The 21,367-nt window shown below is 71.6% G+C and carries 18 protein-coding genes; 10 read left to right on the top strand and 8 right to left on the bottom strand.

Annotation, left to right across the window (positions count from 1 at the left end; translation table 11 throughout):
* Nucleotides 1-221: 221 nt before the first annotated feature.
* A complete protein-coding gene (locus AWW66_RS18570) occupies nucleotides 222-1,301 on the bottom strand; it encodes an inositol-3-phosphate synthase (RefSeq protein WP_067367849.1) in 1,080 nt (359 codons plus the stop codon).
* A 23-nt stretch (nucleotides 1,302-1,324) separates the two neighbouring features.
* Nucleotides 1,325-1,963, bottom strand: a complete 639-nt coding sequence (locus AWW66_RS18565) for a PadR family transcriptional regulator (protein WP_067367846.1) — start codon at nucleotides 1,961-1,963, stop codon at nucleotides 1,325-1,327.
* A gap of 152 nt (nucleotides 1,964-2,115) precedes the next feature.
* Here AWW66_RS18565 and AWW66_RS18560 point away from each other — a divergent pair, with 152 nt between their 5' ends.
* The 3 genes from AWW66_RS18560 (at nucleotide 2,116) to AWW66_RS18550 (ending at nucleotide 7,312) form a co-directional block, all read left to right on the top strand.
* Nucleotides 2,116-2,589 (top strand): DUF5318 domain-containing protein, encoded by a 474-nt coding sequence (locus tag AWW66_RS18560; RefSeq protein ID WP_067367844.1) that lies wholly within the window; start codon nucleotides 2,116-2,118, stop codon nucleotides 2,587-2,589.
* A 197-nt stretch (nucleotides 2,590-2,786) separates the two neighbouring features.
* Nucleotides 2,787-5,705, top strand: a complete 2,919-nt coding sequence (locus AWW66_RS18555) for a transglycosylase domain-containing protein (RefSeq protein ID WP_067367841.1) — start codon at nucleotides 2,787-2,789, stop codon at nucleotides 5,703-5,705.
* A 95-nt stretch (nucleotides 5,706-5,800) separates the two neighbouring features.
* Complete coding sequence (locus tag AWW66_RS18550) at nucleotides 5,801-7,312, top strand: glycosyltransferase family 87 protein (protein ID WP_067367838.1); 1,512 nt, start codon at nucleotides 5,801-5,803, stop codon at nucleotides 7,310-7,312.
* 95 nt (nucleotides 7,313-7,407) lie between these two features.
* Here AWW66_RS18550 and AWW66_RS18545 read toward each other — a convergent pair whose 3' ends face one another.
* Nucleotides 7,408-9,549 (bottom strand): hypothetical protein, encoded by a 2,142-nt coding sequence (locus AWW66_RS18545; RefSeq protein WP_067367863.1) that lies wholly within the window; start codon nucleotides 9,547-9,549, stop codon nucleotides 7,408-7,410.
* A 380-nt stretch (nucleotides 9,550-9,929) separates the two neighbouring features.
* Entirely contained in the window at nucleotides 9,930-10,721 is a 792-nt protein-coding gene (locus tag AWW66_RS18540) for a deoxyribonuclease IV (protein ID WP_067367836.1), read from the bottom strand.
* Nucleotides 10,722-11,477: 756 nt separating this feature from the next.
* Here AWW66_RS18540 and rpsF point away from each other — a divergent pair.
* The 4 genes from rpsF (at nucleotide 11,478) to rplI (ending at nucleotide 13,123) form a co-directional block, all read left to right on the top strand.
* Nucleotides 11,478-11,768: a 30S ribosomal protein S6 gene (gene rpsF, locus AWW66_RS18535; RefSeq protein WP_067367833.1), complete on the top strand. Its 291-nt coding sequence runs from the start codon at nucleotides 11,478-11,480 to the stop codon at nucleotides 11,766-11,768.
* A gap of 79 nt (nucleotides 11,769-11,847) precedes the next feature.
* Complete coding sequence (locus tag AWW66_RS18530) at nucleotides 11,848-12,381, top strand: single-stranded DNA-binding protein (RefSeq protein WP_211271992.1); 534 nt, start codon at nucleotides 11,848-11,850, stop codon at nucleotides 12,379-12,381.
* A 41-nt stretch (nucleotides 12,382-12,422) separates the two neighbouring features.
* Nucleotides 12,423-12,662 carry a 30S ribosomal protein S18 gene (rpsR, locus tag AWW66_RS18525; protein ID WP_013289355.1) on the top strand — a complete coding sequence of 80 codons (240 nt, stop codon included), beginning with the start codon at nucleotides 12,423-12,425 and terminating at the stop codon, nucleotides 12,660-12,662.
* Nucleotides 12,663-12,676: 14 nt separating this feature from the next.
* The gene (rplI, locus tag AWW66_RS18520) at nucleotides 12,677-13,123 is read left to right on the top strand and encodes a 50S ribosomal protein L9 (RefSeq protein WP_067367832.1); all 447 of its coding nucleotides are present in this window, start codon (nucleotides 12,677-12,679) and stop codon (nucleotides 13,121-13,123) included.
* Nucleotides 13,124-13,295: 172 nt separating this feature from the next.
* Here rplI and AWW66_RS18515 read toward each other — a convergent pair whose 3' ends face one another.
* A complete protein-coding gene (locus tag AWW66_RS18515; RefSeq protein ID WP_067367830.1) occupies nucleotides 13,296-15,134 on the bottom strand; it encodes a hypothetical protein in 1,839 nt (612 codons plus the stop codon).
* A gap of 396 nt (nucleotides 15,135-15,530) precedes the next feature.
* Here AWW66_RS18515 and dnaB point away from each other — a divergent pair, with 396 nt between their 5' ends.
* The 3 genes from dnaB (at nucleotide 15,531) to AWW66_RS18505 (ending at nucleotide 18,802) form a co-directional block, all read left to right on the top strand.
* Complete coding sequence (gene dnaB / locus AWW66_RS18510; RefSeq protein ID WP_067367827.1) at nucleotides 15,531-17,861, top strand: replicative DNA helicase; 2,331 nt, start codon at nucleotides 15,531-15,533, stop codon at nucleotides 17,859-17,861.
* Nucleotides 17,862-18,326: a helix-turn-helix domain-containing protein gene (locus AWW66_RS36475; RefSeq protein WP_157527573.1), complete on the top strand. Its 465-nt coding sequence runs from the start codon at nucleotides 17,862-17,864 to the stop codon at nucleotides 18,324-18,326.
* Between the two features lie 131 nt (nucleotides 18,327-18,457).
* Entirely contained in the window at nucleotides 18,458-18,802 is a 345-nt protein-coding gene (locus AWW66_RS18505; protein ID WP_157527571.1) for a hypothetical protein, read from the top strand.
* An 84-nt stretch (nucleotides 18,803-18,886) separates the two neighbouring features.
* On the opposite strand, the gene AWW66_RS18500 is transcribed toward AWW66_RS18505, so the two are convergent.
* From AWW66_RS18500 to AWW66_RS18490, 3 genes are read right to left on the bottom strand one after another with little or no spacing between them, the layout of a single operon-like run.
* Nucleotides 18,887-19,309 (bottom strand): TFIIB-type zinc ribbon-containing protein, encoded by a 423-nt coding sequence (locus AWW66_RS18500; protein ID WP_067367823.1) that lies wholly within the window; start codon nucleotides 19,307-19,309, stop codon nucleotides 18,887-18,889.
* Nucleotides 19,310-19,331: 22 nt separating this feature from the next.
* Complete coding sequence (locus AWW66_RS18495; RefSeq protein ID WP_067367821.1) at nucleotides 19,332-19,964, bottom strand: phosphoribosyltransferase; 633 nt, start codon at nucleotides 19,962-19,964, stop codon at nucleotides 19,332-19,334.
* A complete protein-coding gene (locus AWW66_RS18490) occupies nucleotides 19,961-21,298 on the bottom strand; it encodes a glycosyltransferase 87 family protein (RefSeq protein ID WP_067367819.1) in 1,338 nt (445 codons plus the stop codon). The genes AWW66_RS18495 and AWW66_RS18490 overlap by 4 nt, the downstream gene beginning before the upstream one ends.
* Nucleotides 21,299-21,367: the final 69 nt, after the last annotated feature.

Here is a 21,367-nt window from a genome sequence, read left to right as displayed (position 1 = left end):
GAGAGAATGTCTCAACTCCTCACCGTTGCAACCACCGCTTGAGACCGCCAGAGGGGCCACTCGGCTCCAAGATCTATCAGGGGCAGGACTCGGACGGACGGCCAAAAGGGCATAAGTGGCCGACCGGTGACGTCCGCCGTGCCGTACCTGGAGATGTCGGGCTGAGGCCGGAGACGGTGCGGGCCGAGTCCGACCCGGACCCGGCCCACACCGTCAGCGGATCAGCGCTCGACCTCACCGGCGATGAACGCCTCGACGGCGGCGTGCGCGTCGTGGTCGGCGTACTGCACCGGCGGGGACTTCATGAAGTACGACGAGGCCGACAGGATCGGGCCGCCGATCTTCCGGTCCAGGGCGATCTTCGCGGCGCGGACCGCGTCGATGATCACGCCGGCCGAGTTCGGGGAGTCCCACACCTCGAGCTTCAGCTCGGCGTTGAGCGGGGTGTCACCGAAGGAGCGGCCCTCCAGGCGGATGTACGCCCACTTGCGGTCGTCCAGCCACGGCACGTGGTCCGACGGGCCGATGTGCACGTCGCTCTTGGCCATCTCGTGCGGCACCTGGGAGGTCACCGACTGGGTCTTCGAGATCTTCTTCGAGACCAGGCGGTTGCGCTCCAGCATGTTCATGAAGTCCATGTTGCCGCCGAAGTTGAGCTGGTACGTGCGCAGCAGCTCGACACCCCGGTCCTCGAAGAGCTTCGCCAGGGCGCGGTGCACGATCGTCGCCCCGACCTGGCTCTTGATGTCGTCGCCGACGATCGGCAGCCCGGCGTCGGTGAACTTCTGCGCCCACTCCGGGTCGGAGGCGATGAAGACCGGCAGGGCGTTGACGAAGGCGCAGCCCGCGTCGATCGCCGCCTGGGCGTAGAACTTGTCGGCCTGCTCGGAACCGACCGGCAGGTAGGAGACGACCACGTCGACCTGGGCGTCGCGCAGCGCCTGCGCCACGTCGACCGGCTCGGCGCCGGACTCCTGGACGATCTCCCGGTAGTACTGGCCCAGACCGTCGAAGGTCGGGCCGCGCTGCACCGTGACGCCGGTCGGCGGTACGTCGCAGAGCTTGATGGTGTTGTTCTCGCTGGCGACGATCGCCTCCGCGAGGTCCATGCCCACCTTCTTGGCGTCCACGTCGAACGCCGCCACGAACTCCACGTCCGAGACGTGGTAGTCGCCGAAGGTGACGTGCATGAGACCCGGGACGCGGTCGTTCGGGTCGGCGTTCCGGTAGTACTCCACGCCCTGGACCAGGGACGAGGCGCAGTTACCCACACCGACGATGGCGACGCGGACGGAGCCCATAGCGTCTGCCTCCTTCTTCTTCATCACGGCCGCTCTGTCCTGGACTCTCCAGGCGGGGGCGGGCTGGTGTCATCTCGTGGGCCGCCGGCCGTCCCGGTGTGCGGGGCGGCCGGGGCGCGGCCGGAGCGCTCGTTGGCGATGAGCTCCTCCAGCCAGCGGACCTCGCGCTCACAGGCCTCCAGGCCGTGACGCTGCAGCTCCAGGGTGTACGCGTCGAGGCGTTCGGCCGCCCGGCCGAGCACGTCGCGAAGGCCCTCGCGGCGTTCCTCGACCTTGCGTCGCCGACCCTCCAGGATCCGGAGCCGGGTGGCCCGGTCGGTGCGGGCGAAGAACGCGAAGTGCACGCCGAATCCCGTGTCGTCGTACGTCTCGGGACCGGCCTGCCCGATGAGCTCGGCGAACCGTTCCTTGCCCTCCGCAGTGATCTTGTAGACCACCCGACCACGTCGGCTGGTCAGCGCGGGCACCTCCGGATCGGTCGCGGGCGTCTCGTCGGCCTCGGTGATCAGTCCCGCCGCCTGCAACCGCCGCAGCGTCGGGTAGAGCGACCCGTAGCTGATGGCCGCCCGGATGGCCCCCAGCTTGGCGGTGAGCTCCTTGCGCAGCTCGTAGCCGTGCATCGGGGCCTCCTGGAGGAGACCCAGGATGGCGAGTTCGAGCACTGACCACCCCTCACTCACCACGATGTATCGGACCGATACATCGCACGGTAGCGGCTCGCCGGGACGAGGGCAAACCCCCGATTTCGGCGTGCCGCCCTCACGGATCGTGACGGCGGTCGCCTCGCCGTCGGAGACCGCGTACCCTTTGCCGCATGCGTGGGTCTCGCCAGGTGGTCGACTACTCGCTCCAGAAGCGGGCGGTGCTGCGTGAGCTCCTCGCCGGCCGGGTCGGCACGTACGACGTCTGTGACGCCTCGCCGTATCTGAAGAACGCCGCGCGATTCCATGGTGAGCCCACCGAGGAGCGCTGCCCGATCTGCCGTAGCGAGAATCTGACCCACGTCCACTACATTTACGGCGACGAGCTCAAGCAGTCCGCCGGCCAGGCCCGGACCCGGGCCGAGTTGCCCGCCCTGGCGATGACGCTGCGTGAGTTCCAGGTCTTCGTGGTGGAGGTGTGCCTCGGTTGTGACTGGAACCATCTCGTCGAGCAGTACCTGCTCGGCCGGGACGGGCCGGCCGACGGCGCGGAGGACGGGTCGGAGCAGGACACGGTGGGCGGCTCGGTGGTCCCCGGCGCGGGCACCGACCCGGCCCCTCGGCGAAGGCGAGAGGCGCAACGGTGAAGCTGGCTGACTCGATCGGCTCCGGCGGCCTGACCGGCGGACGGAGTGGTCGACAGCTCCTTGACGCAATTGGTCCCGTTATTTCGGAAACACCCCCCTCGCCCCGGCGGCTGCCGGCCGTGGTGACAGGTGTTTCAACTCACGGCAACCCGGTGGCGGCGTTCCCACGCCCCACCGCGACCGGCAGGGTGTGAGGAATGAACTCGTACGGCGATCCCAGTTCCCCATACGGGCGGGCGCAGTTTCCCGACGCGGACGACGCGTACCGCCCGCAGGGGGGCGGCAGGTCACCTGTGCAGGACGGTACGGCGTCGGCCGGGCGGGCTTCGGTGGCGCCCCGGGCCGCCGCCGGCGGTCGTGCCTCGGTGGGCGGGTCCGCGCCGGTGCCGCGTGGCGCCGCCGCCCCGCCGTCCGGTAGCGCGTCGGTGGGCCGGGCCGGGCCGGGCCGGGCCTCGGTGCCGGTCTCGCCCGCCGGCGGTGTGCCGCCGGCCGGGCGCTCCGGTCGGGCCTCGGTGCCGGTCTCCCCGGCACCCGGTGCCGGGACGGCCGGCCGGGCCAGCGTCGGTGGCGGGCAGGCGGGTCGGGCGAGCGTCGGTTCCCCCGGCCGGGCCAGCGTCGGTACCGGCGCGGGTCGGGCGAGCGTCGGTTCGGCGGCGGTGGGCGGAGCCGCCGTCGGCTCCGCCGGCCGGGCCTCGGTGGCGCGGGCCGCGGTCTCCCCGGTCTCCGGTGGCCCGGGTGGGCCCGGTGGCCCCGGGGGGCCGAACGGCCCCGGCCGGGGTGGCCGGCGCGGCGCGGGTGACGGTGACCCGGCGGCGGCGCGGCGGGCGAAGAAGCGGAAACGGATCAACATCCTGATCGCCAGCTTCGCGGTCTTCATCATGCTGGCCGGGCTCGGCGTGGTGGGCTTCACCTACTACTCGACCACGGTGGTGCTCCCCAACGAGGTGCCGCTGCCGCTCGCGACGACCGTCTACGCCAGCGACAACAAGACCATCGTGGCGAAGCTCGGCAACGAGAACCGCACCATCGTCAACATCAAGGACATCCCGGAGCACGTGCAGCACGCGGTGGCCGCCGCCGAGGACCGGAACTTCTACCGGCACTCCGGCGTGGACTACAAGGGCATCGCCCGCGCCGCGTGGAACAACCTCTCCGGCGGCAGCAAGCAGGGTGCCTCCACGATCACCCAGCAGTACGCCCGTAACGCGTTCGAGAACCTGCGGGACGACACGTACGCCCGGAAGGTGAAGGAGGCGATCCTCGCCTCCAAGCTGAACGACAGCATGACCAAGCCCGAGATCATGCAGCACTACCTGAACGTGATCTACTTCGGGCGCGGCGCGTACGGCATCGAGGCGGCGGCCGGCGCGTACTTCAAGAAGAAGGCCAAGGACCTCACCGTCGCCGAGGGCGCGGTGCTCGCCGCAGTGATCAAGCAGCCGGTGGCCAGCACGACCCACAAGGGTTTCGACCCGGCGGTCAACCTCCCCGAGGCCCAGGCCCGGTGGACCTACGTGCTGGACGGTATGCAGGCCGAGGGGTGGATCAGCGCCGCCGAGCGTCCCGCCGAGTACCCGAAGGTGCAGAAGCCGGCCAAGGACAACGGGTTCGGCGTCAAGACCCCCCGGGGTAACGTGATCAACTACGTTCGGGCCGAGCTGGAGCAGTGGGGCATCTGCACCAACAGCGGCGCGGAGGGGAAGCCGAACTGCGTCGACGAGCTGCGTGACGGCGGGTACCGGATCCGCACCACCATCGACCCGAAGATGCAGAGCGCCCTGGAGAAGGCCGCCCAGCCGGACCGCAAGGGCTCGGTCCTGGACGGCGAGCCGGAGAACCTCCAGTCCGCGGTGGTCTCCATCGACCCGCGCAACGGCCGGGTGCTCGCCTACTACGGCGGTGACGACGGCACCGGCCACGACTACGCCGGCAAGAACACCAACTCGAACGGCGACATCATCGGCGGTCACCCGCCGGGCTCGTCGTTCAAGGTCTACACCCTGGCCGCCGCGGTGGACGCCGGCATCTCGGTCAAGTCCCGCTGGGACGCCACCCCGTTCAAGCCCGACGGGTACGACACCCAGATCCAGAACGCGAACCGGGGCGCCGGTATCTGCGGCAAGAACTGCACCCTGGAGGTCTCCACCGTCGAGTCGTACAACGTGCCGTTCTTCCACCTGACCGAGAAGATCGGCTCGGACAAGGTCGTCAACATGGCCCGCCAGGCCGGCGTCGGCACCATGTGGACCGTTGACCCTCCGAAGCCGTACGACCTGATGAAGAACAAGCCCGAGGATCTCGCCCCGAAGCGGTTCGACCGGGTCGTCGGGTACGGGCAGTTCCCCGTGACCGTGCTGGACCACGCCAACGGCCTGGCCACCCTGGCCAGCGGTGGCGTCTACAACAAGGCGCACTTCGTGCTGTCGGTGGAGCGGCAGAACAAGGACACCGGCAAGTGGGAGAAGGTCACCGGCACCGGGGAGAAGCTCGACCCGGAGCGGCGGATCCGCAAGGACGTCGCCGACGAGGTGACCGCGGTGCTCAAGGAGATCCACCAGCGCAGCAGCAACGGCCGGCTGGACAACCGGCAGGCCGCCGCCAAGACCGGTACCTGGGAGTGGAACGGCACCAGCAAGAACGCGCACGCCTGGATGGTCGGCTACACGCCGCAACTGGCCACGGCGGTCTGGATCGGCAGCCGGGACCCGGAAAAGCCCACCATCGTCGACAGGAACCGCGCCAACATCGGTGGTGGCAGCATCCCGGCCAAGCTGTTCAAGCGGTACATGGACGACGCGCTGAAGGGCAAGGACGCCGAGCCGCTGCCGAGCATCACCGGCATGGGTGACCAGGAGGCCGGCAACGGCGAAGCGCCGCCCCCACCGCCGCCCCCGCCGACCAACCCCGAGACGCCCGACAACCCCAACTGCAACCCGCTCACCGACGTCTTCTGCCGGGGCGGCGGGAACAACGGCGGCGGGAACAACGGCGGGGGCAACCCCGGCGACGGGGGGAACAACCCCGGCGGGGGTGGTCCCGGCCCCGGCGGGAACAACCCACCGGATCCCGGCCGGTTCCTCCCGGGCGGACCGACCAGAGGTAGCGACCAGGATTGATCTCACCGTCGGCGGCCGGAGAACTCCGGCCGCCGACGGCGTTCTCCGCCCGATGACCTTCTGTCGTGGTTGTCGATACGGCAGGATGACTGGTCATGAGCACCCAGCCCACGGCAGGCGTCGATGACGAGTCCGCGACGCGCGACCACCCGTCCCGCTCCGACGGTTTCGTCCACGGCCTCTCCCAGGTGATCGGCGGACCGCTCGGCGACCACGCGACGTCGCTCGACCGTCCGGCCCGCGCCGAGCAGCGGTTCTGGACGGTGGCCCGGGTCGTGCTCGCCCTGGTCTGCCTGACCCTCGTCCTGCACTGGGTGCAGAAGTCGCCCTGTCACAGCGGCGCCTGGCAGAACAACGTGCAGTACACCCGGTTCTGCTACTCCGACGTGCTGGCGCTCTACTACGCCGAGGGGCTCAACGAGGGCAAGGTTCCCTACCGGGACCACCCGGTCGAGTACCCGGTGCTCACCGGCGCCTTCATGGGCGTGCTCGGCCTGCCGGTGTACTACCTCGGGCGGGACAACCCGGAGATCAACCAGGGGCAGTGGGCGTACAACGCGAACGCCCTGGTGCTCAGCGCGCTCGCGGTGGCCACCGTCGCGGTGATCCTCTCCCTGCGCCGCCGACGACCCTGGGACGCAGCGCTCTTCGCGCTCTCACCCGCCCTGCTGCTCACCGCCACCGTCAACTGGGACCTGCTCGCGATCGGGCTGGCCGCCTTCGGCGTGCTCGCCTGGGCGCGGCGGAAACCGGTGGTCGCCGGGGTCGTGCTGGGCCTGGCCGGCGCGGCCAAGATGTTCCCCATTTTCATCCTCGGCCCGATCCTGGTGCTCGGCCTGCGCTCCGGGCGGGTCCGGGCCGCGCTGACCGCCCTCGGTACCGGCCTGGCCACCCTGGTCGCGGTGAACCTGCCGGTGGCGTTGCTCTATCCGGACGGCTGGGGCCGGTTCTTCGAGCTGAACAGCACCCGGCCGATCGACTGGGGCACCCTCTGGTACATCGGCCGGTACCTGGACGGCCGGGTCAACCTGGGCGGCCCGGGGTCGATGGGGCCGTTCGAGTGGCTCAGCGCCAACGTCCACACCCTCAACTACCTCTCGTACGCCCTCTTCGGCCTGGCCTGCCTCGGCGTGGCGGTGCTGGCCGTGCGGGCGCCCGTGCGGCCCCGGTTGGCCCCGCTCGCCTTCCTCGTCGTCGCCGCCTTCCTGCTCACCAGCAAGGTCTGGTCGCAGCAGTTCGTGCTCTGGCTGCTGCCGCTGCTGGTGCTGGCCCGGCCGAAGTGGGGTGCCTTCCTCGCCTGGCAGCTCGCCGAGGTCGGCTACTTCGTCGCCTTCTACGGCGAACTGCTCGGCACCTCCACCGGCACGCCCGTCTTCCCCGAGGGTGTCTTCGTGCTCGCCGCGTCGCTGCGCTGGGTCACGGTCCTGGTGCTCTGCATCATGATCATCCGGGAGGTCCTCAACCCCGAGCTGGACGCCGTCCGGAAGAACTACCCGGACGATCCGGACGGCGGTCCACTCGACGGGGCCAAGGACGCACCCTGGGTGGCCCGGTGGCGTCGGTCCACGCCGCCCGCCGAGCGGCCACAGGAACCGGTGCCGGCCTGACCGGAGACGGCGGTGTGCCGCGGTGCCCATCGGGCGCCGCGGCACACCGCCGCGCCGCGAAGTTCATTCGATTCCGGTGATGTGGGTGGTGGCTGTCACAGGCGGTAGACGACGGTGTCGCCAATCTCTTCCCGGGTGATGCCGAACTGTTCGACCGGCATGTCGACGGTGGCCTCCCAGGGCGTACCGGCGAGCTGGTCACGGACCAGCACGACGTTGTTGACGCCGAGGGTGCGCAGGTAGTCGACGCTGACCTGGTCCGGGAAGTTCAGCGTGACCCGCCGGACGTCCGCCAACTGGGCCGGGGTGAAGCCACTGCCCCCGTTGACCACGTCCTGGAACTTCGTGGTCGTCCAGATCATCACCGGCTGGTCGTGGTTCTGGCTGCTCGGCAGCACCAGCAACGGGCCGTCCACGGTCCGCAGTACGGCGGGTTGGGGCGGCACCACCGGATGCGGGGTGGTGTTCAGGCCCTCCACGATCACCAGGAGCAGCGGCAGCAGGGTGGCCAGTCGCAGCCACGGCCCCGGCCAGGACGGGATGCGCTGCGCGGCGAGTTCGCGGACCCGCTGGCAGAAGGCGGTGACCGCGCCGGCGGCGAGCAGGCCGAGCAGCAGTGTCGTCCAGAGCATCAGCCGCCCCGGCGTGCGCAGCCCGTTCCAGCCCGGCAGGTGCTCGAACAGCGGCGCATAGGTGTACGTGCCGTCGAAGAACCGCGTGCCCATCGCCAGGATCACGGTCACCAGTACCCCGGCCAGCAGGTACAGCCGGTGCCGCAGCCGCCAGACCGAGAAGAAGAGGCCGCCGGCGGCGAGCGCGTACAGCACGAAGCCCGGCAGCAGGGTCATCTCCGGCGGCCACGGCAGCGCCGCCCGCGCCCCCTCGTGCAGGGCGCCCCAGATCCGGGACTCGCCGGGCGCGGTGAAGAAGCCCGACAACGGCGGCGAGTAGATGTCGATGTCGCCGAGGGTCCGCTCCGCGTTCGGGTGCAGCTCCGCCACCATGAAGTACGGGATGGCCAGCAGCACGCCGACCGCCGCGAAGAGCAGCCCGCCGACCACGTCGGCGACGAGGAGCCGGGTACCGAACGGGCGCTTCACCGGCCGGATCAGGTACCGCCGCAGGAACCAGACGACCGCCGTGACCAGCACCGTGCCACCGAGGAAGTACGCGAACGGCAGCCCGATGCCGAAGCCGAGGCTGAGCTGCCACGCGGCGACCAGCCACCCGGCGTACACCCAGGCCTCGTGCCGCCGTCGGGGCCGGTACCCGTACCGCAACGACCAGCCGTGTCCCCGGGCCAGCATGGCCAGGGCCAGCGGGATGCCGCCGTTGGAGATCACGTGCAGGTGGCCGGCCTGGGCGAGCAGCCACGGCGCGTACGCGAAGCCGACCCCGGCCACCGCGCCGCCGATCCGGCCCGCACCGAGCTGCCGGGCCAGCGCGTACGCCCCCAGCGTGGCCAGCGCGTGGGCCAGCACGAACACGATGTTGTACCGGAGGATCGCCGCCTCCGGTCCGGTACCGATCATCCCGGCCGGCGCGTACCCGAGCAGGGTGTCCGAGAAGGCGAAGCTCCACGACTCGGGGAAGAACGCGTTGGCATGCCAGAGTTGACCCGGATTGGTCAGCAGGATGTGTCCCGACCAGGCCATCTGCCAGGCCTGGAGGCTCGGGTCCCAGTAGTCCTGAGGCAACGTGTGCAGCGGGTAGCGCAGCGTCGGCCAGGTCATCGCTACGGCGAGCGCCAGCGCCCCGACCACGGCCAGCGTCCACTCGTGGACCAGCAGGCGACCCACGGCCCGGACCGCCCGGCCCACCCGGGTGGGTACCGGCGCCGGGGCCGGCCCGAACGCCTCCCACCGTTCCGGCTCCGGCTTCTTCTCCCCGGCCGCCTTGCCGTCCTTGGCGTCTTCCTTGCTGCCCTTGGCGTCGTCCGCGCTGCCCTTGCCGTCCTTCGGGCCCGCCGTGCCGTCCTTGACGCCGGCCGTGCCGTCCCCGGTGGCCGTGCTGTCCTTGCCCGCCGTGGTGTTCCCCGCGGCCGTGCTGGCCTTGCTGTCCTCGGCCGCCGTGCCGGCCGCGCTCGTCGGGGCCACGGTCGGACCGTCCTTGGCCGTGCTGTCCCCGGCGGTGCTCGTGCTTCCCCCGGCGGTGCTCGTGGCCCCCGTCGCCTTGCCGCCACCAGCAGCGCTCGGGTCGGCCCCACCGGTGCCCTTGTCGGTCGCTGCCTTGTCGATCGCTGCCGTGTCGGGCGTGGCCGTGTCGGCTCCTGCGGTGGTCTTACTGTCCCCGGCGGTGACCGTGTCGGCTCCGGCCTCGTCACCCCCGGCAGTGGCCTGGCCGGCTCCGGCCTTCCCGTCCGGGGCGGCCGGCTGATCGGCCGTACCCGGCTTGCCCGACGCGACGGGAGCGCTCGACGTGCCCGCCTCGGCAGGCTTGTTCGGCGTGGCAGGAGTGTTCGGCGTACCCGGGTTGCTCGGTGCGCCGGGATCAGTCTGCCTGCCGGGCCCGACCGGCGTACCGGTGCTGTCGGCCCGGTCGCTGGGCGTCGTCGGCTTTCCGGGCTCGGTGTCTGTGGCGGGACGGTGGCCGCCCGTCGCGTCGGACTGCTCGGTGGTCATGCGGTCGGAGCCTCCGCGCCCAGTTGGTCCCGCAGGAAGGTGATGTCCTCGCCCTGCCGGTCCGCGCCGCCGGGGGTCTCCACGATGACCGGCGCACCGGCCGCCCGGATCACCGCGACCACCAGGTCCGGGTCGATCGTGCCGCCGGCGAGGTTGTCGTGCCGGTCCCGGCCGGAACCGAACGCGTCCTTCGAGTTGTTCGCGTGCACCAGGTCGATCCGCCCGGTGATCGCCTTGATCCGGTCCACCAGCCCGAGCAGTTCCTCGCCGCCGGCGTGCGCGTGACAGGTGTCCAGGCAGAAGCCCACCCCGTACTCGCCGATCGCGTCCCAGAGCCGGGCCAGCGCGTCGAGCCGCCGGGCGCAGGCGTTGTCCCCACCGGCGGTGTTCTCGATCAGGACGGGCACCTGGAACCCACCCGATTCGGCCGCGTACGCGAAGGTCTTGCGCCAGTTGTCGAAGCCGACCGCCAGGTCGTCACCGGCGTTGACGTGACCACCGTGCACGATCAGCCCCTTGGCGCCGATGGTTGCTGCCGCCGTGGCGTGCGCCAGCAGCAGCTTGCGGCTGGGGATGCGGATCCGGTTGTTGAGCGTGGCCACGTTGATCACGTACGGCGCGTGCACGTAGAGGTCGACATCGGCGGCCCGCAACCGTTCCGCGTCCGGTCGCGGCGCCGGAGCCTTCCAGCCCTGCGGGTCGGCGAGGAAGAACTGCACGGCCTCTGCGGCGCGGCTGGCCGCCTCCGCCAGTGGATCGGCCGGATCGACGTGGGCTCCGATGCGCATGCAGGCGAGCCTACGTCGCGTCACCCAGCCACGGGATGACGGCGGTGTCGGTTTCGGGTCGCGCGCCGGGCGGTTGTCCGGGGTGCGCGTCACCGGCGGGGCATGCCGTCGTTGAACGACGAGAGAGATCGATGTCGGCTGCGCCAGCCGACTCGGGTGGCCGGCGCAGCCGCCTGGCCGTGGGGCCGCGCCACCGTGAGACGCGGGCCTCGAACCGACCAGAACGGGTCTACCAGAAAATTACCGCATTTACCCATCAAGGTGACGAGACCCGTTGTACCGTTGGATAACAACGCAATAAAGCTCCGCGGGGCGTCTTCGGTCCAACCTCATCGGTGTGGTCGTTCCTCCCCAGGTCCCACCCAAGGAATGCGGACGGGACGCCCCGCGGTCCCGTCGACAGGGGCCCGCCCGCACTTCGGTGCCGGAGGCGGGCCCCTGTCGCCGTCGGGCAGGCGACGCTCGGGCCGGTCCCCGACGGGCTGCCATGATCGGGCCTGCCGCCCCCCGGGGTGCCGGGTGCCGGGGGCCGGCGCGGGCGGGTCGCCGTCGCGGTCGGGGCTCGCTGGCGAGGGCCCGCCGGAGGAGCGTCGTGCGGGTCGGGCGGGCACCTCGGAGAGTGATCGTCCGCACCGGGTATCCTGGTCCGGTTGTCCGCGTCCGGTCAGGATCCCCTGGTCCCGGAGCGGGCCGCGACGCACGACCTCCTGCCACGGAAGGACCGTGGCCGCATAGCCCACAGGAGGTGAGCACGTCTTGCGTCATTACGAAGTCATGGTGATCCTCGACTCCAGCCTCGAGGAGCGCACCGTCGCCCCGTCGCTCGACACGTACCTGAACGTGATCCGGACCGCGGGTGGCTCGGTCGAGAAGACCGACGTCTGGGGCCGCCGGCGCCTCGCGTACGAGATCGACAAGAAGACCGAGGGCATCTACGCCGTCATCGACCTGCAGGCGACGCCGGCGGCGGTGGCCGAGCTGGACCGTCAGCTCCGGCTCAACGAGTCCGTGCTGCGCACCAAGGTCATCCGGCCGGAGATGCGCTAGCAGTCAATCCCGTTAACGCCCGGATCAGCCTCGTCGGCGCTGTCGTACGCCTCTGCGAGCCTGTACGACGAACTGACGAGTGCGCGAGGAGATGGTCATGGCAGGAGACACCACCATCACGGTCATCGGCAACCTGACCGATGACCCCGAGTTGCGGTTCACCCCCTCCGGGGCTGCGGTCGCCAAGTTCCGGGTCGCCTCGACGCCCCGGTTCATGGACCGCGCGTCGAACGAGTGGAAGGACGGCGAGCCGTTGTTCCTCTCGTGCACGGTCTGGCGGCAGGCCGCCGAGCACGTCGCCGAGTCGCTGCAGCGCGGCGCCCGGGTGATCGTGTCCGGCCGGCTCAAGCAGCGGTCGTACGAGACCCGCGAGGGTGAGAAGCGCACGGTCATCGAGCTGGAGGTCGACGAGATCGGCCCGTCGCTGCGCTACGCCACGGCGAAGGTGCAGAAGATGTCCCGCTCCGGCGGCGGTGGCGGCGGCTTCGGTGGTGGCGGTGGTGGCCAGGGTGGCGGCGGAGGCAACTTCGACGACCCCTGGGCCTCGGCTGCCCCGGCTCCCTCGCGCGGTGGTTCGGGCGGCGGCAACTTCGACGAGGAGCCCCCGTTCTAATGGCGCCGAGCGCCCGCGATCGCAAACCAGGAGCCCGAGCAATGGCCAAGGCCGCTGCACTTCGCAAACCGAAGAAGAAGGTGAACCCGCTCGACAAGGACGGGATCACGTACATCGACTACAAGGACACCGCGCTGCTGCGCAAGTTCATCTCCGACCGCGGCAAGATCCGCGCTCGGCGGGTGACCGGCGTGACCTCGCAGCAGCAGCGGCAGATCGCCCGTGCGGTCAAGAACGCCCGTGAGATGGCGCTCCTGCCGTACACGGCCACCACCCGCTGAGAGGAGGCACCGAAATGAAGATCATCCTGACCCAGGAGGTTTCCGGCCTCGGTGCCCCCGGCGATGTCGTCGAGGTCAAGAACGGCTACGGCCGTAACTACCTGCTTCCGCAGGGCTTCGCCATCGCCTGGACCAAGGGTGCGGAGAAGCAGGTCACGGTCATCAAGCGGGCCCGCGCGGCGCGCGAGATCCGCGACCTGGGCCACGCCACCGAGGTGAAGACCCAGCTCGAGGGTCTGAAGGTCACCCTGAAGGCCCGTGCCGGCGACGGCGGGCGGCTCTTCGGCTCGGTCACCCCGGCCGAGATCGTCGAGGCCGTCAAGGCCGCCGGTGGTCCGACCCTCGACCGGCGTCGGCTGGAGCTGGCCGGTCACATCAAGTCGACCGGCTCCTACCCGGTGCGGATCAAGCTGCACCCCGAGGTGACGGCCAAGTTCGACCTGAACGTCCAGCAGGGCTGACACCGAGCCGTACGACGACCGGGCCCGCACCCCACGGTGCGGGCCCGGTCGCGTCGGGGGGTGGAAACGGCGTCGGGATGGGCCGGGAGCCGGGATGGGCCGGGACAGGCCGAAGCCCCGCCGGTCCGGGCTGGTCCCGCTCGAACCGGACCGGCCTCCGCCGGTCCTCTGGTCAACCGATCGGCTGCCCGGTCACCACGCTGATCATCACCGTGGACAGGCCACCGCCCATCACCGCCGCGGCCAGCGCGATCGTCGCCGGACGCCAGGTCGTGCCGACCCGACGCAGCAACTCCGCGACCACCAGGCTGCTGGCCAGCGCCAGGCCGAAGCGCGGGGTGCCCGACACCAGCGAGCCGAACGCCTGCGACCGGGGCGAGGCGCAGCCACCACCGGTGATGTCCGTGACGCAGCCGGCCGGCGCCTGCCCGTCGAGGGTCAACAGCCACAGGAAGACCAGGAACGCCGGGACCAGGTAGCAGGCGACCGTGTAGACCAGCGGACGGAACGGCCCGGACTGGTCCGGGTCGAGCAGGTCCTCCTCGATCCGCCGCGACCACGACGGGGCCGCCGCCGCAGCGGCGCGCCGACCGGCCGCCGCCCGGGTCTGCCCCGCAGCGGCCCGCCGCCGGGGGATCGTGGCCGGCCGGGACGCGGGGTAGCCGACCACCGGCGACTGCGGCGCGGACGGCGGCGGCTCCGCCCAGCGGGGGTCGTCCCCCGACAGCCGGGTACCCGACCAGAAACCGGTGCCCCGCTCCGCCGACCCGACCCGGCCACCGTCGACCGACCGGGGCCGGACCGGATCCGCCCGGTCGTCACGGTCCCCGCGCTCACCACGATCCGCACCGGACCAGCCGCCGTCGACGCCGCCGGGGCGGGGCGGATCGTCCCAGCCACCACTGACCGGCGAACCGGTCCCGCTGGTGGGTGCCACCGTGAACTCGTCAGCCTCCGCCCAGCCGTCCGGGCCGGGCAGCCGTGCCCAGCGGTTCGCCGCCCGCCGCGCCAACTGGCCGGTGTCGTCGTCCAGGTCCCACCGGCCGGTGTCCGCCGCGTTCCACTGGCCGGTGTCGGTCAACCGGTCCCACTGGCCGGTGCTGTCGACACGGTCGTCGCCGGCCCCGGACCGCTGCCAGGTGTGCAGGCCGGACACGTCCCACGGGTCGACCGGCGGCTGGTCGGCCGGATCACCGGACGCCGCCCGCCGTCCCGTCCCGTCCCGGCCCGACTCCGCCGACCGCGACCGGCGCCCCGAACCCGGCCAGGTGCCCGACCCCGGCCAGGTCCCCGACGCCGACCGGGGCGTCGACCCGGACTCCGCCGTGGCCCGCCGGCTGCGCCGGCTCCGGCGGGGTGGCGCGGCCACGTCCTCGGCGGGGGCCGAGGGCTCGCCCCCCTCGGCGAAGGCCGGGGGCTCGCCCTCACCGGACTCCGTCAGGCCGCTCCAGACCACCTCGGGCCGCCGGGACGTCGCCCGGCGCGGACGGCTGCGCGGCGTTACCCCCGACACCGGGTCGTCCTCGGCGGACTCGGCCCGCCGGCTCCCGACGTACCCGTCCTGCTGGGGGCGGTCGAAGGTCCACTCCCGGGTGTGCTCGGAGCCCGTCGGCACCCCCGAGACCGGCTCGTCCCGCAGGGTCGGCTCGGCCGCCCGGCGTCGCCCGCCCACGGACCCGGTCGCCGGCCGCCGCCCATCCGGCTCCTCCGCCGCCCGGCGTCGCCCGCCCCGGGGGCGTACCGGCTCGTCGTCGGGGGCCGCCGCGTGCCGGCCACCGCCGTCGGCGCGCTCGACGCCGGACTCCAGCGCCCACCGGGGCAGGTACGCGTCGACCGGCTCGTCCTGGCCCCGCTCGATGGCCCGCCGCCGGCTCGGCGTGCGGTACCGTGCCGAGGCGTCGGCGGCATCCGAGGCGTCGGAGGCGGCCGGGCGCGGATCGCCGGAGCCGGCCCACCCAGCGATCGGCTCGCGGGGGCTGCCCTCCCCACGTCCCCAGTCCCGGTAGCTCACGGCCGGAGCGTGACCCTTCTCAACCGAAAGTGCAACCCGCTGTCCAGGTGTCGCCGTTGCAGGAATAGTACGGGACGATCCGGCCCCCGACCTGAGCGGAAAATCCTCGTCCACAGGGTGGGGATCGAGTTGCAACAGGTCACGGGCGTGCGTCGGCGAATTCCCCAACGGTTGTCCACAGGCTGTGCACACCCTGCGCACATCTAGGTGCCCGCTGTCCACAGGTTGTCCCGAGACTCGTCCACCGGCCATGTTGAGTCCCTGACCTCGGGTTCCGTATGGTTACCCCCCGGACCGGCCGTGCGATGGCCCCCGATCGAGCGGGCCGGTCGGTCGGAAGTTGCCACACCCCGGTGTCGAGCCGGGGACCGATCCGACGCTGCGGAGGGGGGACCCGTGTCGGTCACCGACGACATGCGGACGGAACCACGGGTCAACGGGCCGGCCCCGGCACAGCGCGAGGGCCAGTTCGAGAAGACGCCGCCCCAGGACATCGCCGCCGAGCAGTGCGTCCTCGGCGGCATGCTGCTGTCCAAGGACGCCGTCGCCGACGTGGTCGAGATCCTCAAGGCCACCGACTTCTACCGGCCGGTGCACGCCACCATCTTCGACACCATCCTGGAGATCTACGGCCGGGGCGAGCCGGCGGATGCGATCACCGTCGCCGCCGCCCTGGCCGACTCCGGCGACCTGGGCCGGATCGGTGGAGCGCCCTACCTGCACACCTGCATGGCAGCCGTGCCGACCGCCGCCAACGCCGGCTACTACGCCCGCATCGTCAGCGAACGCGCCGTGCTGCGGCGACTCGTCGAGGCCGGCACCCGCATCGTCCAGCTCGGCTACGGTACGGCCGCCGGGGGCAGCCGGGACGTCGACGACGTGGTGGACCTCGCCCAGCAGGCCGTCTACGACATCACCGAGAAGCGGGTCAGCGAGGACTTCGCCATCCTCGCCGACATGCTCCAGCCGACCCTGGACGAGATCGAGGCGGTCGGCGCCCAGGGCGGGGTGATGACCGGCGTGCCGACCGGCTTCACCGACCTGGACCGGCTCCTCAACGGCCTGCACCCCGGTCAGTTGATCATCGTGGCCGGCCGGCCCGGTCTGGGCAAGGCCCTCGCGCTCGACACGCCGCTGCCCACGCCCGACGGCTGGACCACGATGGGCGAGGTCGCCGTCGGGGACCGGCTGCTCGCCGCCGACGGGACCCCGACCACGGTCACCCACGCCTTCGCGGTCCGGCACGGCCGCCCCTGTTACGAGGTGGAGTTCTCCGACGGCAGCATCGTCGTGGCCGACGCCGAACACCTCTGGGTGACGAGCACCGTCCAGGACCGCCGCCCGGACCTGGTCCTGTCCGCCCCGGCCGGAAGCGGCAAGGCCGCCCTCGGCGCCGGGCTCCCGGTGGGCCCGGCGACTGCCCTGGTCGACGCCGAGGGCCACCACGAGTCGGTGGTCACCACCGCCGAGATCGCCGCGACCCTGCGGACCGCCGACGGCCGGCCCAACCACATGGTGCGTACCTGCGCTCCGCTCCAGCTTCCGGAGCGGAACCTCGTGGTGCCGCCGTACCTGCTGGGGGCCTGCCTCGGCGACGGTGCGGCCGGCGGGCGCATCCCCCCCGACTACCTGCGCGCCGCCGAGACGCAGCGGCGGGACCTGCTCGCCGGCCTGCTGGACACCGCCGGCGCGGTCGTCGCGACCGGGGAGGTGCGGTACGCCGGCACCACGCCCGAACTGGTCGAGGACGTCCGGGAACTGCTGGTCGGCCTCGGCTACCGGGCCACGCTCGACCTGCGGCCGGACGACCCGAAGCCGTACCGGCTGATCTTCGCCACCGGGGACGTCGTGTTCCGGGCGGACGGGAAGCGGGCGGCGCACGCCGCCACCGGCACCGCCCGGGGCCCCGCCGACGTCGACCCGGCGACCATCCGGCACGTCGTGGCCGTCCGCCCGGTGCCCAGCGTGCCGGTCCGCTGCGTCACCGTGGACAACCCCGACCACCTGTACCTGGCGGGCCGGGGCATGGTGCCGACGCACAACAGCACCGCCTCGATGGACTTCGCCCGCAACGCCGCCATCCGGGCCAACCAGGCCGCCGCGATCTTCTCGCTGGAGATGAGCAAGGTCGAGATCGTCATGCGGCTGCTCTCGGCCGAGGCGCGGGTGCCGCTGCACGTGCTGCGCAGCGGCCAGCTCTCCGACGACGACTGGACCAAGCTGGCCCGGTGCATGGGCGAGATCAGTGAGGCCCCGCTCTTCGTCGACGACACCCCGAGCATGAACCTGATGGAGATCCGGTCCAAGGCCCGGCGGCTCAAGCAGAAGCACGACCTCAAGATGATCGTGGTCGACTATCTCCAGCTGATGACCTCGCCGAAGCGGACGGAGAGCCGGCAGCAGGAGGTCGCGGACCTCTCCCGGGGGTTGAAGCTGCTGGCCAAGGAGGTCGAGTGCCCGGTCATCGCGGTCAGCCAGCTCAACCGTGGCCCCGAGCAGCGCACCGACAAGCGACCCCAATTGTCCGATTTGCGTGAATCTGGGTCGATCGAACAAGATGCTGACGTCGTCATTCTGCTACATCGGGACGACTATTACGACAAGGAATCCCCTCGGGCCGGGGAGGCGGATTTTATTGTTGCAAAACACAGAAATGGTCCGACTGATTCCATAACTGTGGCGGCACAGCTTCACCTGTCTCGTTTTGTGGACATGGCGATCGTGTGAGTGAGGTGCTGGATTAGCAAGCTTTCGGAGCATCAGAAACAAGAGGTGGTGAGTCGGGCTTCAAATGGTGAAAGTCTGACGGCGATTGCGCAGGAACATGGGGTGACCCGTCAAGCCATTCGGGGCATCCTTCGTCGTCGTGGGGTGCCGGCTCGAACGGTTGGAAAGCTGACGGTAGAGCAGCGTTCAGAACTTGCTCAGGAGTATCTGCGGGGCGCTACGTTGGCCCAAATCTCCGCGCGCTACGGTATCAGCGACGCGTCCGTCCGGAGCTTGGTGACTCGGCGCGGCGTGCCGCTGCGTCGGAGATTCATACCCTCCGTGAGGAGGCATTCGATGACCTCACCCCCGACGCCTGCTACTGGATCGGGTTTCTGTTCGCAGATGGCTCCATTTTCTATCGAGAAGGACACAAGCCTCAGCTCTCCGTCGGGCTGGCCGAGCGGGACCGCGATCAACTCGTAGCTCTCCGCACCTTCCTGGGGTCCACGAGTAGCATCTCGGGCACGAACTATCTGCGCAATTCCTGCCAGTTCTCGGTACGGTCCTTTAAACTATGTGACCGTCTGATCGCCCTAGGGCGTTACGGAGACCACGTGGATTCTGCTTTGGTGGAATCCCGCGACTTCTGGCGTGGGGTTTTTGACGGGGACGGGTCGTTGGGCATCTACAAGCGCCCCAAGAACCCTTCGCTGTCCTTTCCTCAGTTCAGGCTCGTAGGTCGCCGAATCCTGCTCGAGTATTTTCTGACGTTCTTTAAAGAGCGCGGCGTCCGTGGCTTGTCGGTGCGGCCGCACAAATCGATCTTCGTGGTCGGAACCACCTGCGGGCCGGCGGTGAAAATCACTTCACTGCTCTACGCCGACGCCGCCACGTCCCTTCGCCGGAAGGCGGAGATGGCCGCTCGGATAATTGTTGATCGAACTGCTCGCTTGGCATAGCTGGGTGCAAGCGCCCTGCATGGGCATTGGTGTGGACGCTCCGGCGATCGGGCCGGTGGGGTGCCGGCCCGATCGCGGCGAGGCTCAGCCGAACATCTCGTCGAGGAAGCCCTTGTGCTTCTTCCGCCGGTAGTGGCCGTGGTAGCCGTAGTGCTGCTGCCCGTGCCCGCCGTACGCGGGGGCCGGCGGGTACCCGTGGGCGGGTGCCGGCGGGTAGCCGTGCGCCGGGGGCGGCGGGGGTACGGCACCGTGGCCGGGCTGGTGGTGCTGCGGGTGGACGCCGTGGGCCGGCGGGGGTGGCGGCGGGGGCGGGTACCCGCCCGGCGCGGTCGGCTGCTGCGGCGCGGCGGCACCCTGCTGCCGGTTCCAGTTCGCCTCCGCCTCGAACAGCTTCTCCAGCTCGCCGCGGTCGAGGAAGATCCCCCGGCATTCGCCGCACTGGTCGATGACGACTCCGCTGCGCTCGTACTGGCGCATTTCTCCGTGGCACTTGGGACAGGTGAGCATGAACCGAAGGTACCCGCTCGGGTCACCTGTTCGCCGCCAGCGCGTCGGTCACCTCGCCGTCGGAGACCTCGTGGAAGTCCGTGTAGTAGGTGCTGACCGCGCCGAAGTCCGGTGGCCGCTGGGCGCAGACCAGTTCGTCGGACTCGGTCGCCAGCAGGTCGCACGCCTCCACCGAGCCGACCGGCACCGCGACGACGACCCGCCGCGCGCCCAGCCGGCGGGCCACCGCGACGGCGGCGCGGGCGGTGGCGCCGGTGGCGAGGCCGTCGTCGACGACGACGGCGGTCCGGCCGGCCAGGTCCAGCGGCGGCCGGTCGGACCGGTACAGCCGTTCGCGGCGGTCCAGTTCGGCCTGTTCGCGCTGGCTGACGTCGGTGACGTCGGCCGGGTCGAGCCCTGCCGCCACCTGCTCGTTGAGCACCTGTACCCCGCCGGGGCCGAGCGCCCCGAAGGCCACCTCCGGGGCCCACGGCATGCCGAGCTTGCGGACCACCAGGATGTCGAGCGGGGCACCGAGCCGGTCGGCGACCACCCGGGCCACCGGCACCCCGCCCCGGACCAGCCCGAGCACGATGACGTCCGGTTGGCCGGCCAGCCCGGAGAGCTGTTCGGCGAGGACGGCGCCGGCCTCGGCCCGGTTGCGGTAGGTCGTCATGTTCTCAGGTCTACGCCCTGCCGCCGTGCCGTGCCAGCCGGTTGCGGGAAAGAGCCCGCCGGCCGGTCCGTGGTCAGGGTGGGGGCCCAGGCCAGCAGGGCGAGCGGGTACAGCAGGTACCCGAAACGGGTGGAGGGCATCAGGGCGATCGCGGTGAGCAGGCCGTACCCGCAGATTAGGGCGGTGGCGGCGGCGGTGCGGGGCGGGTGGCGGACGAGGTGGACGGCGATCGCCAGGCCGGCGGCGAGCAGGAGCGCGGCGGCGACCGCACGCCCGGCGGGCAGCGCGGCGGCGATCAGGTACCCGGGGAAGGGCGACTGCGCGGGGCTGGTGACCAGGCCGTGGCCGAGAGGGAAGCGGAGCACGTTCTCCACCAGGGCGGCCCGGTCGACCAGCAGTACGGGCAGCAGGGCGAGCGCCGGCAGGCCGAGCGCCCCGGCGGCGACCCGCAGGCCGGCGCGGCGGGTGGCGCCCCAGAAGATCAGGACGAGGGCGATCGGCCAGGCGAGCAGTTTCAGCGCGCCGGCCACGCCGACCGCGACGCCGGCCGCGCCGGGGCGGCCGGCGCCGGCGAGGGTCAGCGCGAGCAGGCAGAACGCGAGGACGGGCAGGTCGTCGCCGCCGGTGGCGAGGGTGAGGGCGCAGATCGGCAGGACGGTCGCCACCTGCACCGCGCGCAGCAGGAGGTTGGCCGGGTGCCCGGTGCGGCCGGTGGGGCGGCCGGGTCGCCACAATGCCCGGACGGCCAGCGCGAGGGCGGCGACGGTGGCCAGGGCGAACCAGATCCGGGCGTCGGTCCACCAGGCCTCGACGGCCGCCCGGGGCAGCCCGAACAGGGCCATTCCCGGCTGGTACGGGGTGTAGCCGAGCAGTCGTTCGTCGGCGGGGAGCGCCGCGATGGCCTCCCGGGTCAGGTACGGGGTGCCGCTCTCGGCGAGCCGGATGCCGGAGTCCTCGATGACCAGCACCTCCTCCTGTGCCCGGTCGGTGTCTCCGGCGGCCCGTTCGACGCTCTGCAGGACGAGCGGCAGCACGGCGGCGCCGAACCAGGCGGCGGTGGTGACCACCCAGCGGGCGGCGGTACCGGCGAGCGGGGTGGTGGGCCGGTGGCGGCGGGCGAGGAGTTGGCCGGCGACGGCGAGCGTGGCGCAGAGGTACGCGACGGTGGCGACCACCCCCCAGGCCCGGTGCGGCGGCAGGGTGGAGGTGCCGGCGGTGACCGCCGCGAACGCGGTCGAGCCGGTGTAGAGCAGGAGGTCGAGGTGGAGCCCGCCGCCGGAGCGGTCCAGCGTCCGCCAGCGACTGCGGGAGCCCTGCTCGGCGGCGACGGTCACGCCGGCCAGTCTGGCAGACCCCCCTGTGACCCGCCCGTCGTGCCGGCTCGGCCTGCCCGCGTCCCGGTG

Origin of the sequence: Micromonospora rosaria (assembly GCF_001567585.1) — a bacterium.
GTDB lineage: Bacteria > Actinomycetota > Actinomycetes > Mycobacteriales > Micromonosporaceae > Micromonospora > Micromonospora rosaria.
This window is presented reverse-complemented; position numbering and strand designations above follow the sequence as displayed.

What these genes read in the sequence shown, in the direction of transcription:
- AWW66_RS18570 (WP_067367849.1), bottom strand. Translation starts at nt 1,301, where the DNA reads ATGGGCTCCGTCCGCGTCGCCATCGTCGGTGTGGGTAACTGCGCCTCG.
- rplI (WP_067367832.1), top strand. Translation starts at nt 12,677, where the DNA reads ATGAAGATCATCCTGACCCAGGAGGTTTCCGGCCTCGGTGCCCCCGGC.
- rpsR (WP_013289355.1), top strand. Translation starts at nt 12,423, where the DNA reads ATGGCCAAGGCCGCTGCACTTCGCAAACCGAAGAAGAAGGTGAACCCG.
- AWW66_RS18550 (WP_067367838.1), top strand. Translation starts at nt 5,801, where the DNA reads ATGAGCACCCAGCCCACGGCAGGCGTCGATGACGAGTCCGCGACGCGC.
- AWW66_RS18500 (WP_067367823.1), bottom strand. Translation starts at nt 19,309, where the DNA reads ATGCTCACCTGTCCCAAGTGCCACGGAGAAATGCGCCAGTACGAGCGC.
- AWW66_RS18560 (WP_067367844.1), top strand. Translation starts at nt 2,116, where the DNA reads ATGCGTGGGTCTCGCCAGGTGGTCGACTACTCGCTCCAGAAGCGGGCG.
- AWW66_RS18495 (WP_067367821.1), bottom strand. Translation starts at nt 19,964, where the DNA reads ATGACGACCTACCGCAACCGGGCCGAGGCCGGCGCCGTCCTCGCCGAA.
- AWW66_RS18555 (WP_067367841.1), top strand. Translation starts at nt 2,787, where the DNA reads ATGAACTCGTACGGCGATCCCAGTTCCCCATACGGGCGGGCGCAGTTT.
- AWW66_RS18540 (WP_067367836.1), bottom strand. Translation starts at nt 10,721, where the DNA reads ATGCGCATCGGAGCCCACGTCGATCCGGCCGATCCACTGGCGGAGGCG.